The sequence below is a fragment of the Verrucomicrobium sp. BvORR106 genome, assembly GCF_000739655.1.
Classification (GTDB): Bacteria; Verrucomicrobiota; Verrucomicrobiia; order Verrucomicrobiales; family Verrucomicrobiaceae; genus Verrucomicrobium.
This window is the reverse complement of sequence record NZ_BATR01000117.1, coordinates 1-18047: the sequence shown is the minus strand read 5'-3', so window position 1 is coordinate 18047 and position 18047 is coordinate 1. Positions and strand designations below refer to the sequence as shown.

Here is an 18047-nt window from a genome sequence, read left to right as displayed (position 1 = left end):
GTTGGTTGCTGGGGTGGTGACTTTGGGTGCCACAATCACCACTCCAGCAAATTACGGTGCCTGTGATGGATTCTTACAGGAGGAGAAAAATTGCTGAATAAATTTTGTCCAAATTGGCCGCCAAGACATGTTGTCCCATCAGGACTCTACGCGGTGCCCGGCTTCCGGTGCAGACGCATTCACCCCGATCAAGGCGCAATTCCCCCCTGGTTTAAGGGCATGCCATCAGAGAAAAGGATAGCCTTGCCTTGAGCCTCGGAATCGCAGGATACGCCTCGTCATGAATCAGTAACCGCGGGCAGTCCAGCCCTCAGTCACCACTTCATCAATCCACACCTGATTGGCGCTATCACTTTCCTCTGGAGCCGGATAGCGGAGCTTCACAATCATCGGCGTCATTTCACCAAAATTTTTCTTTGTCAGGTAGTCCAGGGTTCTGCCTACCGTCGAGGTCCGCACGCAGTAGCCGTAGAGCTCTGGAGCCCCCTTCTCGGCTGGATTTACCAGCTTGAGACAAAGCAGCCGCTGAGAGTCTGGGAAGTTGTAATTGTAGAGCTCCGCCGGAACGGCCTGAAGCCGGAAGAACACTGGCCGCGTGGGCTTCTCTGCCATGAACTTGCTCCAGTCCATTTCGCTGTACAGCGCATAGCTGCCCCAGTCCACCACGTAGGGTGCACCTGGCTCCGGGCGCACCGCCATCGCATTGCGCCGGTTCCCGGCAGCATCCACCACGGCGAAGAGATAGCTGTGAGCGCCCTGCGGCTCTGCCTCCAACAGATCCACCCGGGAGAAAGACACGGGGCCATCAGACTGTCGCGAGTAGTAGTCCTTGAGACTCTTCTCAAGCACCGAGGCGTCCCGCATGTATTTCTTGCGTTCTTCCAGGTTTTTGGCGCCGAGGAAAGATTTCACCGTCATCAACGCCTCCTCCTGCTCACGATTCCAGGCGGAGGCTTTCACTGGCGCCGCAGCTCCAGTTCCTTCTTTGCTCTCCGCACCATTGCCAGAAACGGAAGCGTTCGGGATGGGCTCCTCCTTCATATAAGTGGCATGGAAAGTCTCCCACCCACGAGCCACCTCCTCCCACCAGTTCTGCGTCTTCCCCAGGACGGCAATCGCGATGAGGAAGATCACAATACCAAGGCCCCAGATCAGGGAGCGGGCGCTGGATTTCACATGCGGATCATACTCCAGCCGATTCCTCAGATCCCCTTCCGGCGGTCGGGGCATCATGGGCGGCAGATCGGCCGCAGGCACCACCACCGGTGCGGTTGCAGGCTTGGGCGCTGCCGCTGCCACTTTCGCAATCACGGGCGGCGTGGCGGCGCGGGCAGGCGACGGAGACGGCGCGGTTCTGGCAGGAGCAGAGACGCTTGTGGAGCGCGCAGGCGGGGCCGCGACACTGGAGCGAGCGGGTGCCTTGGCGGCCACAGCCACACCGCCCCCCTCGCCCATCTCGATGATGTTGGTGAGCAGCGCCTTGTGCTTCACCCGCGAAGTCTTGGTCGTAAACTGCAGCATGATCATCCGCCCGCATGACGGACACTCCCTGGAACGCGTCACGTTGGTGACGTTTACTTCCACAGAACTCTCACAGTGGGGGCAATCCAGACGGGCCAGGGGCATGATGACGATTTATTTTTTTGGCAGGGGCTTGAAACTAGCCTTCGCAGTGGGTGGACGCAAGACTGCAACGCTGCCCCGCTGGCAAATGCCATCGCCGCCTTCTGGCCTGTGACGACCCAATCGTTTTTGTACTTGGCCTTTGTCACACTTCATCCCATCTTGCCGCCATGCCCCGCCGCATCGCCCTCTTTGGAGGCAGCTTCAATCCACCTGGACTGCACCATCGTCGAATCGCTGCTCTCCTTTCAGAGAAGTTCGATGAGGTCAAGGTGGTGCCCTGCGGCCCCCGACCGGACAAACCGGAGGTCGGCAGCGTGCCCTCCGTCTTCCGGGCCGCGCTTTGCGATCTCACCTTTGGGGATCTGGCGAAGGTCGAGGTCGATCTCTTCGATCTGGAGCAAGACACTTTCACCCGGAACGCTGCGCTCGAAGAGCGATATGCCTCAGAAGGCGAAATCTGGCACGTAGTGGGAGCTGACTGGCTGACCGGCGGTGCATTGGGGCAATCCCTCATTCACACCGGCTGGGAACGTGGCCCAGAGCTCTGGCAGCACAGCCGTTTTGCCGTGCTGACCCGCCCGGGCCATGCCCTCAACCACGGTGATCTACCCCGGAACGCAGAGATCTTCCCCATTCAGCTGGATGACTCTAGCACCGAGATCCGCGATCTCTTTCTGCATGGCGAGAGCGCGGCCCACCTCCTGACGGCTCCTGCCCTGCGCTACATTGAGCGCTACGGTCTCTACCGGGGCACCAACCCTGCCACCTGGTCCCGCGGCACTCTGGAGGATCTCCGTTGCCTGGTGCTCGCAGATCCCGCCAATCCCAAGTGTCAGGAATGGGAGCCCGAGCTACGCCCGCACGAAGACGTTCGAAACCCGGGTTTCATTGTGACCCTGGGTGGAGATGGAGCCATGCTTCGCACCATCCGGGAACACTGGCGCAGGCGTCTGCCTTTCTTTGGCATCAATGCGGGCCACCTTGGCTTCCTGCTCAATGCCCCAGATCAGGTCTTCGAGGAGCGCACCTTCCCCCCCAAAGACGTGATTTTCCGGCAACTCCCCCTCATCTTCATGGAGATGGAGACCCTCGATGGACAGCGCATCACCGACTATGCTTTCAATGACGCCTGGGTGGAGCGCACCACCAGCCAGAGCGCGTGGATGGAAGTGAGTGTGAATGGGGTGACCCGCCTGCCCAAGCTCGTCGCGGACGGAGCCCTCGTCTCCACCGCTGCCGGCAGCACCGCCTATGCTCGCGCCATGGGCGCAGCCCCCCTGCTGGCGGACACGCCAGCGTGGCTTCTGGTAGGCTCCAACGTCATGGAACCCGCCCATTGGAAGAGCGCCCTGCTCTCCATGGACACCGATGTGGAGTTCCGCAATCTGGACCCGCAAAAGCGCCCCATCACCGCCTATGTGGATGGCATTTCCCAGGGCCCCATCGTCAGCTTGCGCGCCCGCTTGAGCCGGGCGGCCACGGCGGAACTGGTCTTCCTGGCGAACCGCGACATGGCGGAAAAGATAGCTGGCATTCAGTTCATCAACTGACAGAGCGAATGGTTAGAGGATGCACAACCCGGGAGGATGTGCTCTATTGCGGACCCTGTTTGTCCGGACTCTTCCATGCGCACCTATCGCCAGCTCCTTACCGAACGCCTCCTCGCCGCTTTCACCACCGCCGGTATCACTCCGCCGGAAGGCTTGGTCATCGAAGTGACCAACGCCAGCGACTCGCGCTTCGGCGACTATCAGAGCAATGCGGCCATGACCGCAGCCAAGCTTCTCTCCACCAAGGAACTGAAGGTCAATCCCCGTGCGATGGCGACCCAGCTCGTCGAAGCGATGGACGTGACCGGCCTCTGCGAGAAGCCTGAGATTGCTGGCCCGGGATTTCTGAACTTCCGACTCACGAAGGAAGCCCTGCAAGGCTCCCTCTCCAGCCTGATCACCGATGAACGCCTCGGCGTCCCGACCGTGGACAGTGCGAAAACGATCGTGGTGGACTTCTCGGCCCCGAACGTGGCCAAGCCCATGCACGTGGGGCACATCCGCAGCACTTTCATTGGCGACAGTCTTGCGAGACTGGCCCGCCTTGTGGGACATAACGTCATTACTGACAACCACGTCGGCGACTGGGGCACCCAGTTTGGCATGATCATTCATGGCTGGAAGACCCGCCTCAACCACGACGCGCTGAAGCAGGATCCCATCCACGAACTCGTGCGGGTCTATCGCGAGATCAATGCTGCGACCAAGGCAGATGAAACCGTGCTGGAGACCTGCAAGACGGAGCTGGTCAAGCTCCAGCAGGGCGATGACGAAAACCTGGCCATCTGGAAGGAGTGCGTGAAGCTCACGCTCGACCAGCTTCATGACATCTACGGCCGTCTCGGCATCCAGTTCGACCACTACCTGGGAGAGAGCTACTACAACGATGCGCTCGCCCCCTTGGTGGAAGACATGCTGGCCAAGGGCCAGGCGCGCATCAGCGAAGGCGCTGCTTGCGTCTTCTCCGATGGGGTGAAGAAGCCTGAAGAAGACCCCTTCCTGATCAATCGCGACGGACAGTGGACACCCGCCCCGTGCATCGTGCGCAAGAGCGACGGCGGCTTCCTCTACGCCACGACCGACCTCGCCACCATCGACCATCGCGTGATCGAGTGGAAGGCGGACGAGATCTGGTATGTGGTTGGCGCGCCTCAGCAGCTGCACTTCCGGCAGGTCTTTGAGGCCGCCCATCGGCGCGGTCACTCCACCCGCATGGTGCACATCGCCTTCGGCAGCATCCTGGGTCCAGATGGCAAGATGTTCAAAACCCGCTCCGGCGAGAGCGTCGGCCTGCTTGACGTCATCGACGAGGCGGTGGAACGCGCCCGCGCCGTGGTGGAAGAGCGTGAGTTCAGCGACGAGGAAAAGGCGAAGATCGCCAGCGTCATCGGCATCGCCGCCGTGAAGTATGCGGAGCTGAGCCAGCATCGCATGACGGACTACAAGTTTGCCTGGGAAAAGATGCTCTCCTTCCAGGGCAACACCGCCCCGTACCTACTCAATGCCTACGTCCGGACACGTGCCATTTTCCGCAAGCTGGACGGCGAAGTGAAGCTCGAATCCGAAGTGTCCTTCACCGAGGACGCGGAGCGACAGCTCGCCCTGAAACTGGCCCAGTTCGGCGAGGCCGTGCATGATGTGCTCGATGATTTCCGCCCCAACCTGCTGGCGCAGTATCTCTATGAGCTGGCTGGCTTCTATCACACATTCTACGAGGCCTGCCCGGTGCTCCGCTCGGAAGGCGTGGTAAGAAACACCCGCCTGGTGCTGGCGGATACGACCTCCCGAGTGCTGAAATCTGGCCTCGGATTGCTCGGCATTGAAACAACTGACCGCATGTAGTGTCCAACCATCGCCAGGAGTGGTTTCGCACCCGCTCCTTGCCTGGCATCGTCTTCTGATTTCGACGATCCAATGCCTTTCTCACCCCTTTCCGTCATGAGCAGTCGACAGATTCCCGCCGGAGCATCCGCCCCGGCCGTCAGTTCCAAATCCGCCTCCAAGTACTACGGGTACTTTCTGGAAGAGCGTGATGAGATCCTCAAACACAAATGGATTGAGAGCCAGAAGGCTGGCGAGGACATTGGCTTCGACCGAGCCCTCACCGAGTGGGTCCGGGAGCATCGGGACGAATGGCGCAAGGAGCGCGAGAGGCGCAAAGAGAAGAAGTAGGATGAGGCGGCAAGCCTAAGCCTGCATCCCCCTACCGCCCCCCAGCCACTAGCTGGTGGGTGGACCAAACTTATCCGTGGCCAGCCCCAGGGCGCGTTGGGCGAATTTATCCTCGTCCGCCCACTGGTCTGACGAACCGTAGTTCACGTGGCTGTCTTCTTCAAAGACACCCAGGAAGTGCGAGCCGCCCCCGAGTTGCCCCGCCATGCCGTTGACCTCTGAGGCCACACAGTAGCAGGCGTCACTCTCCCCTTCCCGATACACCATCATGGCGTAGCGATACTCAACCGAGCCAGTCGCAACGATGTTTCTCAGCAGCACCGCAGAGTGCCCTTTGAACGAGTAGCGTCTTGCGGTTTCGGAGGACTTGAAGGCTGGCAGATACATGTTGCAGGTTGCAAGTGGTTCGAATCTCGCAACATAGGCATTATTTCCACACGCACGAAGAGGGTTTCAAGTAAAGATTTACAACCACCATAAGGGGTTTCTTTAGTATCGATCTAAAAGGCCCTCACGGCTGTATGGTGAGTATAGTAAGCCTTTTCAGTGCAACTTTGCTAACTTCTCAGCCGAATTCCGCGTCTGAAGAAACCAAATATTTTCATTTAGTTCCCTGACGGTGAAGGCAAAACAAAAAGGCGCAGCGACCAAAACGATCGCTGCGCCAAGGATGAGCGGGAAACGAGGTGGCGGTTAGCCCAGCGCCTTCTCCATGATGCTGTGCATCCGGCCGATCATCGCTTGGGGATCTTCCAGAAGGCCGGCGGAAAGCAGGGCGTTATCCAGAATCTGGTTCGCCAGGAGGCTTGCGAGTTCCGGATTGCTGCTCGTGGCGCCTGCCAGTTTGCGGACGATCGCATGGGAGGGATTGAGCTCTAGGATGACCTCGGCGGCATCCAGTTCGTCATCCTTCTTCATGGCACGCATCATCTGGCGCAGTTGCGGGCTCATCTCGCCATCCGGCAGCACGGCCATCGCCGGGCTGCTCACCAGACGCTTGCCAGTGCGGACCTCTTTGACCCGGTTGCCCAGGTTGTCCTTGATCCAGGAGCTGAGTTTGTCGCCGTCCTCGGCGCTGAGGGTCTCGCCTTCCGTCTGGGAGTCACCCAGATCCACCTGGCTGGAGTTGACCGCCTGAAGGGGCTTGCCATCGAATTCCGCCAGGGCGTTGACCACGTAGTCGTCAATGGACTCAAAGAGGTAGATCACCTCGAAGCCCTTGGCCTTGAAAGCCTCAAGATAAGGTCCGTTCTCGATCGCAGCGCGGCTTGGGGCGATCTGGTAGTAGATGGCCTTCTGCTCCTCTTTCATGCGCTTCACGTACTCCTGGAGGCCGACGACCTCGCCCTCGCCAGTGAGGGAGGTTTCAAAGCGGAGCAGTTTGGCAATGGCTCCCTTGTTTTCGTAGTCGGTGGCCACGCCTTCCTTGAAGAAGCGGCTGAAGTCCTTGTAGAACTCCTGATACTTTTTGGCATCGCCGTCTGCCTCGCGCTCGAGGAACTTCATGAGGCGACCCTGCACGGTCTGGCCCAGTTTGCGGAACAGCGCACTGTCCTGCATGGTCTCACGGGAGATGTTCAGGGGAAGGTCTTCGCTGTCCACCACCCCGCGGACGAAGCGCATCCACTCAGGGAGGAACTTCTTCGGGCGGTGGTCGATGAGCACCTTGCGGCAGTAGAGCGCCACGCCGGGCTCCATCTGGCCCATGCCGTACTGCTCGGTGTTGCTCGTAGGAGCGAAGAGCAGCGCATTGATGTTCAACGGGGCATCCGCATTGAAGTGGAAGGTGTACCGCGGTTCGTCAAACGAGTGGGAGGTGAACTTGTAAAACTCAGCGTACTGCTCGGCGGTCACCTCGTTTTTGTTTTTCAGCCACAGGGCTTCCACTGTGTTGATACGCTCCCCGTTCAGGTGGATCGGGAAGCCCACGAAGTTGGAGTACTTGGTGAGGATCTGCTTGATGCGCTCCGGCTTGGCGAACTCTTTCTTGTCCTCCTTGAGCTGCAGCACCAGTTTGCAACCGCGACGCTGCCCGGGGGCCTCCTCGATGGTGTAGCCGCTGACGCCGTCGCTGGTCCAGACGAGGTGTTCGCCTTCGTTGCGCCAGGAGTGAGTGTACACTTTCACCTCGCTCGCCACCATGAAGGCGGAGTAAAAGCCCACGCCGAACTGGCCGATGACGTTGCCGCCTTCTTTGCCGCTCTGCTTCATGGCTTCCACGAAGGCCTTGGAGCCGGAGTGGGCGATGGTGCCGAGGTTTTCCACCAGCTCCTCACGGGTCATGCCGATGCCGTAGTCAGAGATGGTCAGGGTACCGGCGGTATCGTCGGTGCTGATGTTCACTTCCAGGGGAAGGGCCTCGTCGAAGATCTCCTTCTCCGTCAGTTGCAGGAGACGCATCTTCTCCATGGAGTCGGATGCATTCGAGACCAACTCACGGGCGAAAATCTCGTGGTCGGTGTAGAGGGAGTGGATGACGATGTCCAGCAGCTGCTTGACTTCGGCCTGGAACTCGTGGGTGGGAGCCTTGCTCATGATTGATTGATAGGAAATTGCGAAACTGGGGCCGTGATCATAGGCACGGTTCCCCCGTTGTCAAAACTCAGGGCAAACCGCTTGACGGTGCGGCCACCGGAAGCACTTTGCAGTTGTGTTACGCATTCAGCTCAAGTCCAAACTGCACCGCGCTGCCATCACGGATTCCAACGTCGAATACGAAGGGAGCATCTCGATTCCGCCCGATCTCATGAGGGCCGTAGACATCTGGGTGGGTGAGAAGGTGCTGGTCACCTCAGTGACCACCGGGGCACGGCTTGAGACCTATGTCATTGAGGGCAAGGAAGGCTCCGGCCAGATCATCGTCAACGGTGCCGCCGCCCACCTCATCACCGCCGGTCACCGGGTGACGATCATGGCCTTTGGCCTGGATGACAAGCCGATCATCCCCAAGCGTCTGCTCCTGGGACCCAGCAACGAGCCGCTGACGGAGCAAGTGCTCTAGTCCGGGCCGCAGGTCCAGGCTGCGCAGGCAAAGTCCCCGAAAATCTCCAGGGGATTTTCCTGAACTATTTGTCACGTTTGGCTTCTTTTTAGTGGCTGGATGCAGGCTTAACTGCCTGCATCCATCATGCCCTCTCCCAAGAAGTCCCCCGCCCCAGTCGCCAAGGCCTCGAAGAAATCGGCCTCCAAGAGCAAAGCCAGCGGATCGAACGGCGACTCCCCGCTCCACGTCAACAATGAGCTCTTCGCCCGCCTGCATGAGGAAGCGATGGACAGCTTCGACGAGGAACTGGAAATGGAACTGGATGACCTTGCGGGATTCGATCCCAATGACCCTGCGGTGTCGTCAGAGGCCATGGAGTTTCGTAAGCACTACTTCCGTGAGCTGCTCCGTCTCCAGGGGGAGCTGGTCAAGCTTCAGGAGTGGGTCATGCGCACCAAGCACAAGCTGGTGGTCATTTTCGAAGGTCGTGATGCCGCTGGTAAAGGGGGCGTCATCAAGCGCATCACCCAGCGCCTGAACCCGCGTGTTTGCCGAGTCGCCGCTCTGCCCGCCCCCACCGAGCGCGAACGGACCCAGTGGTACTTTCAGCGTTATGCCGCCCACCTCCCCGCTGGCGGAGAGATCGTGCTTTTCGACCGCAGCTGGTACAACCGGGCGGGCGTGGAGCGTGTGATGGGCTTCTGCACGGACGAGGAGTACGAGGAATTCTTCCGCTCGGTGCCCGAGTTTGAAAAGATGCTCATCCGCTCCGGCACCCAGGTGCTGAAGTACTGGTTCTCCATCACGGACGAGGAACAGGAGTTCCGGTTCACCTGCCGAATCCATGACCCCCTGAAGCAGTGGAAACTGAGCCCGATGGATCTGGAGTCCCGGAGCCGCTGGGAAGAGTACACCAAGGCCAAGGAGATCATGCTGGAACGCACCAGCCTCCCGGAGACCCCATGGTGGGTCGTCCCGGCGGTGGACAAGAAGAAAGCCCGTCTCAACTGCATCTACCACCTGCTCCAACAGGTGCCCTATGAGGAGGTGGACAAGCAGACCGTCGCGCTGCCGGTGCGGAAGCGGCACAAGGATTACCATCGCAATCCGGTGCCTCAGGACATCATCGTCCCCCAAGTATACTAGCTGTAGTCAGCCCGGCGCATACGCCTTTTGGTTCAGAATCTTCGTTATTTTTCGAAGTCGTTTTATTATTTCTCTAATCTCATGGTATATTTTCAGCTGAAAACTACTTCTCAGTATTTCCCTTAAACACCGTTACATCTTCGTTCTATCCATGATCACGCCAGACGCCTTCCGTCCCCTGCCAGAGAAGCAAGTCACCAGCCCTTGGTATGGCGTCGCCCGCAGTTTGGAGCTTGTCTCCCGACCCTTCGACGCCGCCAGCACCGTGCTCCAGTTTGGGCTCCGCCTCGCCACGATGTTCCGTCTTCGGACGAACCCGTGAGCGATTCGTCCTCCCGGTTTCCAGCGCAAGCTGGTGAGAGCACCGGCCGCCCGCCCCCTAGGACACCCAGGCTGACACAAAGCCGTTTCCCGCATTCCGTCGTTCCCCTTGCACAGTAGGAACGACAGGTGCTGGAAGCGGCTTTGGTCTTTTTGTCTGGATCTAATCTAAGAGAGCCATGCAGGCTCTCAGGTCTCATTGGCCACTGCAGTGGCCGCAGGATGATGGCGGAACTCATTGACCACCGTCATCACCAGGGTGAGCACGAGGATGGCAAGGGCCTCAAAAATCCAAATGGCCAAGGGGGCCATCGGCCGACGTGCCGCCGACGCCAAATTGCGAGCATCTTTGGTTTTCATGCAGCAGTATTGTCGCAAAAATCGTGCCCAAACACACGCAACAGATTCGTCACCTCTCTCTGACGTCCGATTCCCGTTGCCTGGAGAAATGCCGTCATCTCCGCGCTATTTTGCGCTTGGCATGTCTCCCCCCCTCCGCTAGCTCTTGATGCTCGCCAGGGAGCGCACGCGACCCTGGGCCACGCTTCAAGAAACAACCATCTCACTACCTTTTTTCCACCCATGCCCCACGTCCAGACCAATGGCATCAACATGTACTACGAAGAGCGCGGCAACGGAGAACCGCTCATCTGCATCATGGGCGTCACCGCCCCTGGCGGCGTATGGGAAGCCCATGCCAACGTCTGGCAGGAGCATTTTCGCTGCATCCTCGGAGACAACCGCGGCGTGGGTCTGACTGACAAGCCTGCCGGACCGTACACCACAGACATGATGGCGGACGACTACGCCGGCCTGATGGACGCGCTGGGCATCAAGAAGGCCCGTGTGGTCGGCTGTTCCCTGGGCAGTGTCATCGCGCAGAAACTGGCCCTGCGCCATCCTGAGAAGGTGCAGAGCCTGATCCTCATGTGTACCTGGGCCCGTCAGGACCGCTTCGGCCTCTACACCTGGGAGCACATGATGAAGTGCAAGGCGGACTTCCGCCCGGAAGACTTCATGCACTATGTGCAGATGCTCATCTTCACGAAGCCCTGGTTCGACAACGACGACTGCTGGAACAACATGCAGCAGGGCCTGCGGGATGCCGCCATCAACGCTGCCCCGCAGCCGGTTCACGCCATGGAAGCGCAGGCCGCCGCCGCCATGAGCCATAACACGCTGAACGACCTGAAGAATGTGAAATGCCCCGCCCTTGTCATCGGCGGCAAGAACGACGTCTTCACCCCCCGCTGGATGGGCGAGGAAGTCGCCGCAAACATTCCCGGCGCCGAACTTCATCTCTATGACGATGCGGGCCACGCGTTCCATTGGGAGTGTATGAATGACTTCAACCCCCGCACGACAGACTGGCTGTTGAAGCACTAGGGTCTGATTTCTTCGGTTTGATGATGTCGAAAGCCACCGCAGCGTTCTGCGGTGGCTTTTTTTTTGAGGGTGTCGAACCCGCAACGACACCGACGAATCAAGAACACGACCGGATCAGCAGCCAATCCGCCTTGACCCGAATTCTTCCCCGCGAGTGCCCGAACACGGAGGGTTCACCATGCGTAGCCACGGGTCGACCGAGCGGAGCGAGGGCTACCCGTGGATGGCACCCATTCACATGCTACCGCGGAGCGGTAGGGCCCATCGTGTTGAGTGGAGCCCGGACGACCGGCACGGAATGTGACCAGCAGGTAGATTGGACGCTATGGGCCTACCGCTCCGCGGTAGATTTCGCCTGTTCCCTATCCATGGGTTGCACTCGCTACGCTCGCTTCACCCATGGCTATTCATGGCGAACCCTCCGGGTTCATGAGGCAACACAACAGATCAATCGCCCGCATGCCTTCGCCCAGTGCTTCATACATTTTCAGAACTAACGCGTCAATGCTCTTACGCATCCGCCGCCCCTCAGGAGAACCCGGAGGGTTCACCATACGTAGCCACGGGTCGACCGAGCGGAGCGAGGGCTATCCGTGGAATGCGTCTTGATTCCCTCTACCGCGGAGCGGTAGGCCCATCGTGTTGCGGACTCCGGACGACCGGCACGGAATGTGACCAGCAGGTAGATTGGACGCTATGGGCCTACCGCTCCGCGGTAGATTGCGTCTATTCCCTATCCATGGGTTGCACTCGCTACGCTCGCTTCACCCATGGCTATTCATGGCGAACCCTCCGGGTTCATGAGATAACTCGCGCAACACTGACGCACTGACGCACCGGCCCCCTACGCCAACAACTCCCGCACCACTTTCGCCCCCTGGCCGTCTGTCAACGATGCTGCGACGCCGTTGCGCTGGTAGGTGAGCTTGTTGTGATCCAGGCCGAAGAGATGCATCAGGGTGGCGTGCCAGTCGTAGTGGTGAACTTCATCCACCACGGCCTTGTGGCTCCATTCATCGGTTTCGCCGTGGACGTAACCGCGCTTGAGGCCGCCGCCTGCGGCCCACATGCTGAAGCCGTAGGTGTTGTGGTCGCGGCCCCATTTATCGCGACCCGCGTCGTTTTGCAGCACCGGCAGACGGCCCATTTCCCCACCCCAGTGAACCACGGTGGTATCGAGGAGCCCCCGTTGTTTAAGATCCAGCAGCAGGGCTGCGCTGGGCTGGTCACAGGCGGCGCAGTTCTTGGGCAATGATGAGAGGAGGGCGCTGTGCTGGTCCCAGGACTGGCCGGAGTTCAAGACCTGAACATAGCGCACCCCGCGCTCCACCAGACGTCGGGCAATGAGGCAGCGGGTGGCGTAGTCCCGGGTCACCGGGTTGTCCACGCCGTACAGTTTCTTGATCGAGGCCGGTTCATTGGAAATATCCAGCGCCTCGCGGGCAGCAGTCTGCATGTTGGCGGCCAGTTCATAACTGGCGATGCGGGCCTGCAGATCCAGCTCCCCCGGGTGTCCGCTGAGGTGCTGTTCGTTAAAGGCTCTCAACAAGCGCAACTGACGCTCCTGGGGGCGTCCGGCCAGGGACGGCGGAGGGTCCAGATTCAGAATGCGCGGCTCGGTCGGCCGAATCACGGTTCCCTGAAACAAGGCAGGCAGCCACCCATTGGTATAGTGTTCGCCCTGGAAGGTAGGCAGACCTCCTGGATGGGCCAGCACCATGTAGGCGGGCAGATCCTGGGTCTCACTGCCGAGTCCGTACGTGAGCCAGGAACCCAGCGCGGGCCTGCCTGCGGTCGTGCGACCGGCATTCATCGCATAGAGCGCCTGGGCATGATTGTTGACCCCTGAGGTCATGGAGCGGATGAGCGTGATGTCATCCACCACCTTGCTGAGGTGCGGCAGCAGTTCACTGAGCTCCATGCCGCACTGGCCGTGCTTCTGGAATTTCCAGGGAGAGCCCAGCACTTTCGACGATGCCTGGGCGAGGTTGTCATACTTGATCTCCCCCGGGAATTTCTGGCCGTCGTACTTCGTCAGCATCGGCTTGGGATCGAAGAGATCCATCTGCGATGGTCCGCCCATCATGAAGAGCGAGATCATCGCCTTGGCCTTGGCCTCATGGGGCGGCTGCTTGGGCAGCAGATCATAGGTGGCCTCACCGAATGTGGCTGGCTTGACCGGTGCCGCCATCAGCCCATCCTGCTGGAGCAGGGAGGCCAGCGCCAGACTGCCAAGACCAAATCCTCCCGCATGCATGAAGTGGCGGCGGGAGCATAGTTGAGCGTGATTCATTCGATGTAGAGAAAGCGGTTCGAGCTCAAGAGCACCTGGCACAAGCTTGCCAATGCCTCCTGGGGTGGATTGGGTTTGGGCGCACCCTTGGCGTGCTGGATGTCGTGATGATACTGCGTCAGCGACTGGGTCTGCTCTTGCAAGTAAGCCTGGGCCTCTGCCACCGCCCCCTCTGGCGCTGGCTCGCCGTAGAGAAGCAACCAGGCACGCCGGATCTGGGTGGCAGCGTCCCCCGGAGCCTCCGCTTCCAGGCGATCCGCAAGTCGGCGGGAGTTCTCAAGCACAAACGTGTCATTCATCAACAACAGCGACTGTGGAGCCACCGTGGTCTGGCTGCGCATTTCGCAGTTGGGCACCATCACCGGTGCATCAAAGGTCTCCAGCACAGTGACCGGCCGGGTACGCCGCACCTGGAGGTAGATGGAGCGGCGGAAGTCGGCCTTGCCCCCGCTCTCCACTTTGAAGAGCGTGATGGTCCCCTTGTCCACGCCAGCCACCACCCGCCCTGCGGGATCGCGACCGATCTCACTGGGAGGTCCATAGCTGTCTTGAACAAGCGCACCAGTCACGGCAAGCACGGAGTCCCTCAGGGTCTCGGCATCCATGCGTTGCATCTTGAACCGTCCGTAGAGGCGGTTCTCCGGATCTTGCTTGAGCGACGGTGCACTGACTGAGCTCTGCCGATAGGTCCGGCTCAGCAGCATCATGCGCTGCAGGGACTTCAGCTTCCAGCCGCTCTGAACAAACTCATCTGCAAGCCAGTCGAGCAGCTCAGGATGCGAAGGGAGCTCCCCCTGACGGCCAAAGTCGCCGGGCGTGTTCACAATGCCCCGCCCCATGTGATTGAGCCAAAAGCGGTTCACCAGCACCCGTGCCACCAGCGGATGCCGCCCGCTGGTCAGCCACTGGGCATAGGCCAGGCGACGCCCCGAGGAGCCGGAGGTGAGGGCGACTGGCTTGAAGGACTCCCCCGTTGCGCCGGAGAGAATGCCCAGCTCACCCGGCTGCACCGCCTGCTTGGGTTGCTCGTGATCGCCGCGATTGAAGAGCTTGGACACGGGCACCTGGCCCTTCACCTCAGTCAGTGCCATGAGGAAGCCTTCTGCAGGTTTGGTGGCACGGAGCTTGGTGGCCTCCGCCATCTTCGCATCCACCTCGCCCTGCTTCTTCAGGTCGTAAAGGTTCAGGGAATAAAGGGCCAGCGCGGAAGGGTACTTCTTGATGAGTGCCTTCTGTTCTGGGGTGCGGCTCTTCTCCACGGTGGCGCGGGCCAGCCGGTAGGGTTCACGATCTGCCTCGGGGAGCTTGAGCACCTCCACTTCAAAGATCTCATCCAGGAACTTCTTGCCCATGGCCCGGGCGTCCACTTCGATGGCCTTGGCCTGCTCCTCAATGGCGGCGGCTTTGGCCCGCTCCTCAGCGGTGTACAGGGAATAGAGGCGCTGGGCCGGGGTGCGCCAGGCCTCCCAATGGTAGGCGGGATCGAAGATGGCCCTCAAGCGGTAGTAGTCTGCCTGCGTGATCGGGTCATAGCGATGGTCATGACACTGCGCGCAGGCGACGGTGAGTCCCAGCAGGGATGAGGTGGCGACCTTGATCTGCTCTGCCACCACCTGGTTCTTGGCCAGCTTGGGATCATCCACCGTGTCCCCCGTGCCATCCGGTGCCATGCGCAGGAAGGCCGTGGCGGTCAGGTCGTCCCGACGCCTGGGGTCCAGCACCGCTTCCTGGGTGGTGGCGTGGGTCACACCGGCCAGTTCATCACCGGCCAGCTGCTCCTGGATGAACTCACTCCAGGGCTTGTCGTCGTTGAACGCCCGGATGACATAGTCCCGGTAGCGCCAGGCCTGGGGCCGCACGGAATCCGCCTCGGCATACCCATTGGAGTCCGCATAGCCCACGACATCCAGCCAGTGGCGGGACCAGCGCTCGCCGTAGGCCTTGGAGGCCAGCAGACGCTCAACCAGCCGTTCATAGGCGTCCACCGCCGGGTCGTTGACAAACTCCTCCACTTCCTTCGGCGCAGGGAGCAGTCCCGTGAGATCCAGCGTCACCCGCCGGATGAGCGTGCGGCGATCCGCCTCTGGGGCAAAGTCCAGCCCGGCGGCTTTGAGCTTCTGCCCGACAAACGCATCCACCGGGGTGATGCCCCCGGAAAGTCCGCCTTCAGGCAGGGCAGGCCGTTGCACCGGCTGAAAGGCCCAGTAGGCCCGATCCTCCTCCGAGATCAGCGCGCCCGGTGGCAGCTGCTGGGGCTCGGGCCTGGTGGTCTTGGCCCCTTGGGCGATCCATTGCTCCAGCACAGCGAGTTCCGGCTCCGACATCTTCTTGCCCTTCTTGGGCATCTCCCCCCGCCGGATGATCTGCACGAGTTCACTGCGCCCGGCATGCCCGGGCACCAACAGCGTGCCACCGCTTTCCAGAGGGGCATCCATGAAGCGGCGCAAGCGGAGATCCACCCCGCCCTCCGGCTTCTCCTCCTCGCCGTGGCAATGCGTGCAATGGGCCTTGAGGATCGGTCGCACGTCTTTCTCGAATGAAACCTCTGCAGCACGCAGTCCCCACACAGACGAGCCCAAGCCCAGCGCGATGAATCCTAAAGTAATCTGGCAGATGCCGCCACCGGCACGGAATGAGGCGGGCATAGCAGGGCAGAATGGGATGGGGAGACGTATGTCAGAGGGCATCGCAGAGTTCGCAAGACGCAGACATGCAAAGAACGTTCCAACTCCCGGTGCTGTATCAGTCCTCCAGGGGCATCAAGGGTTCTATCCCTCAACAAACCCCTCAAGGTGACACAATTTCATGATTCCGGATCACATTATGATGCAAACTACCAGATTCTCCCGGGTGGCCATCACAAATGCACAGCTAGCGGTGACAATTCCATGCCCACCTGATGACGGCTGAAAAATTGACGGATTGCCCGTAACATTTGCGCCTCTGGCGTGCGTAGAGGTTCGCTTCCAACCAATCCATCTACATGCGACCAACGATCAGGATCCGTCATCTGCTGCTCACTTCTCTTGCCGCCCTTGCCACCGGCCCCGTCCTTCCGCTGCTGGCTCAATCGCCTGCCCCAGCCCCTGCTACCAAGGCTCCCACCCCGGCGGCAACGACTGCTCCAGCCGTCGCACCCGCTCCCAAGCCTGCCAGCCTGCTCACCGTGGCCAGCACCAAGCCGGACGCCCTGTACAAGGTGGGTGAGGAGGTCACCTTCAAGGTCAGCCTTGCCCCCAACTCGCCCGTGGCACCCGATGCTGAGATCACCTGGAACATCTCCAAGGACGGCGTGCCGCCGATCAAAGAAGGCAAAGCACGCCTCTCGCAGGGTACGGCAACGGTCAGTAGCAGCCTTCCCGAGGCCGGGTTTCTCCTTTGCCGCGTGACCGTGCAGCACCATGGCAAACCCGTCACTGCTCTTGGCGGGGCCGGAGTCGAGCCTCTCTCGATCAAGCCCAGTCTTCCCGCGCCCGACGACTTCGACGCCTTCTGGGCCGAGCAGAAGAAGAAGGTGGCCGCCGTGCCTCTGAATCCCCGGCTCACGCCCGTGAAATCCGACGTACCCAAGACCGGCGAGAGCTACGATGTCCAGCTCGACTGCATCGGCGCCCCTGTCTCAGGTTATTTCTGCAAACCTGCCGGAGCCGCCCCCAAGTCCCTGCCTGCGGTCCTCCTGGTCCACGGAGCTGGAGTGCGCAGCTCCCAGCTCAACAGCGCGGCCAACTGGAGCAACAACGGAGCGCTGGCGATGGACATCAACGCCCACGGTCTGCCCAACGGCCGGTCAGACGAGTTCTACAAGGACGTGGACCAGAGCATCCTCAAGGACTATCGCTCCGCCATCAACGACAGCCGTGAGGGTTGTTATTACCTCGGCATGTTCCGCCGCCTCATGCAGGCCATGAACTTCCTCTGCGCCCAGCCGGAGTGGGATGGCAAGACGCTGATCGTGTACGGCTCCAGCCAGGGTGGTTTCCAGGCCTTCGCCGCCGCCGCGCTGGATGACCGCGTCACCTTCTTCGCCGCCGGGGTGCCTGCTGGCTGCGACCACACGGGCATGGAGGTCAACCGCATCGCGGGCTGGCCCAAGTTCCCCATCGTGGACAAAACGGGGGTTAAAAATACCAAGGCCCTGGAGGCCGCGCGCTACTTCGACGCGGTGAACTTCGCCGCCCGCACCAAGGCCAAGGCCGGGATCGTGACGGTTGGCTTCATCGACACCACCTGCCCGCCCACCAGCGTCTATGCCGCCTACAATGCGCTGCCGCTCCAGAACAAATCGATCTACAATGACATCCCCAGCGGGCACTCCAACTCGCCCCAGGCCGTCAAGGCCATGACCGATGCGGCCGTGGCCCAGCTCAAGGCGGGCAAGGGAGCAGCGGAGTGATGGAGTAGTGGAGTGATGGTAAGGGTGTACAACCACCCTTTCCATTCCTATCCAGCGTGCGTTTGAGGGCTGATGGTCCGGCTTCATTCAAGGATGATCGTGATGGGCAGGCTTGATGAGGCCGGGCCTACAGCCCTCCCTCGTATTTTGGTCATCCTGTCCTTGGGCGTTGCCCAA

The 18047-nt window shown here is 60.6% G+C and carries 14 protein-coding genes; 8 read left to right on the top strand and 6 right to left on the bottom strand.

What is annotated here, in order from left to right; all coding sequences use genetic code 11:
- Window positions 1-285: 285 nt before the first annotated feature.
- Complete coding sequence (locus BV106_RS21240) at window positions 286-1521, bottom strand: hypothetical protein (protein WP_265595920.1); 1236 nt, start codon at window positions 1519-1521, stop codon at window positions 286-288.
- 272 nt (window positions 1522-1793) lie between these two features.
- Here BV106_RS21240 and BV106_RS36000 point away from each other — a divergent pair, with 272 nt between their 5' ends.
- From BV106_RS36000 to BV106_RS21225, 3 genes are all read left to right on the top strand, one after another.
- Window positions 1794-3176 carry an NAD(+)/NADH kinase gene (locus tag BV106_RS36000; protein ID WP_051946139.1) on the top strand — a complete coding sequence of 461 codons (1383 nt, stop codon included), beginning with the start codon at window positions 1794-1796 and terminating at the stop codon, window positions 3174-3176.
- A gap of 75 nt (window positions 3177-3251) precedes the next feature.
- Window positions 3252-5018 (top strand): arginine--tRNA ligase, encoded by a 1767-nt coding sequence (gene argS / locus BV106_RS21230; protein ID WP_038168010.1) that lies wholly within the window; start codon window positions 3252-3254, stop codon window positions 5016-5018.
- Window positions 5019-5114: 96 nt separating this feature from the next.
- Window positions 5115-5348, top strand: coding sequence for a DUF4032 domain-containing protein (locus BV106_RS21225; protein ID WP_038168009.1), 234 nt, complete (start codon window positions 5115-5117; stop codon window positions 5346-5348).
- Between the two features lie 48 nt (window positions 5349-5396).
- Here the strand turns inward: BV106_RS21225 and BV106_RS21220 are convergent, their stop codons facing one another.
- Both BV106_RS21220 and htpG read right to left on the bottom strand, forming a co-directional pair.
- The gene (locus tag BV106_RS21220; protein WP_038168007.1) at window positions 5397-5735 is read right to left on the bottom strand and encodes a hypothetical protein; all 339 of its coding nucleotides are present in this window, start codon (window positions 5733-5735) and stop codon (window positions 5397-5399) included.
- Window positions 5736-6041: 306 nt separating this feature from the next.
- Window positions 6042-7883 carry a molecular chaperone HtpG gene (gene htpG / locus BV106_RS21215; RefSeq protein WP_038168005.1) on the bottom strand — a complete coding sequence of 614 codons (1842 nt, stop codon included), beginning with the start codon at window positions 7881-7883 and terminating at the stop codon, window positions 6042-6044.
- A gap of 115 nt (window positions 7884-7998) precedes the next feature.
- On the opposite strand from htpG, the gene BV106_RS21210 reads away from it, so the two are divergent.
- The 3 genes from BV106_RS21210 to BV106_RS38755 all read left to right on the top strand — a co-directional run bounded on the left by BV106_RS21210 (window position 7999) and on the right by BV106_RS38755 (window position 9799).
- A complete protein-coding gene (locus BV106_RS21210) occupies window positions 7999-8349 on the top strand; it encodes an aspartate 1-decarboxylase (RefSeq protein WP_038168003.1) in 351 nt (116 codons plus the stop codon).
- 267 nt (window positions 8350-8616) lie between these two features.
- A complete protein-coding gene (ppk2, locus tag BV106_RS21205; protein WP_051946149.1) occupies window positions 8617-9477 on the top strand; it encodes a polyphosphate kinase 2 in 861 nt (286 codons plus the stop codon).
- A 151-nt stretch (window positions 9478-9628) separates the two neighbouring features.
- A complete protein-coding gene (locus BV106_RS38755) occupies window positions 9629-9799 on the top strand; it encodes a hypothetical protein (protein ID WP_265595918.1) in 171 nt (56 codons plus the stop codon).
- A 188-nt stretch (window positions 9800-9987) separates the two neighbouring features.
- Here the strand turns inward: BV106_RS38755 and BV106_RS38750 are convergent, their stop codons facing one another.
- On the bottom strand, window positions 9988-10158 hold the full coding sequence (locus BV106_RS38750) for a hypothetical protein (RefSeq protein ID WP_265595917.1): 171 nt from the start codon (window positions 10156-10158) through the stop codon (window positions 9988-9990).
- Between the two features lie 222 nt (window positions 10159-10380).
- Here BV106_RS38750 and BV106_RS21200 point away from each other — a divergent pair, with 222 nt between their 5' ends.
- Window positions 10381-11184 (top strand): alpha/beta hydrolase, encoded by an 804-nt coding sequence (locus tag BV106_RS21200; protein WP_038168001.1) that lies wholly within the window; start codon window positions 10381-10383, stop codon window positions 11182-11184.
- A gap of 844 nt (window positions 11185-12028) precedes the next feature.
- Here BV106_RS21200 and BV106_RS21195 read toward each other — a convergent pair.
- Window positions 12029-13477: a DUF1501 domain-containing protein gene (locus BV106_RS21195; protein WP_038168000.1), complete on the bottom strand. Its 1449-nt coding sequence runs from the start codon at window positions 13475-13477 to the stop codon at window positions 12029-12031.
- Complete coding sequence (locus tag BV106_RS21190; RefSeq protein ID WP_265595916.1) at window positions 13474-16122, bottom strand: PSD1 and planctomycete cytochrome C domain-containing protein; 2649 nt, start codon at window positions 16120-16122, stop codon at window positions 13474-13476. The genes BV106_RS21195 and BV106_RS21190 overlap by 4 nt, the downstream gene beginning before the upstream one ends.
- 338 nt (window positions 16123-16460) lie before the next feature.
- Between BV106_RS21190 and BV106_RS21185 the strand changes: the two genes are divergently transcribed.
- Entirely contained in the window at window positions 16461-17870 is a 1410-nt protein-coding gene (locus tag BV106_RS21185; protein ID WP_038167997.1) for an acetylxylan esterase, read from the top strand.
- Window positions 17871-18047 lie beyond the last annotated feature (177 nt).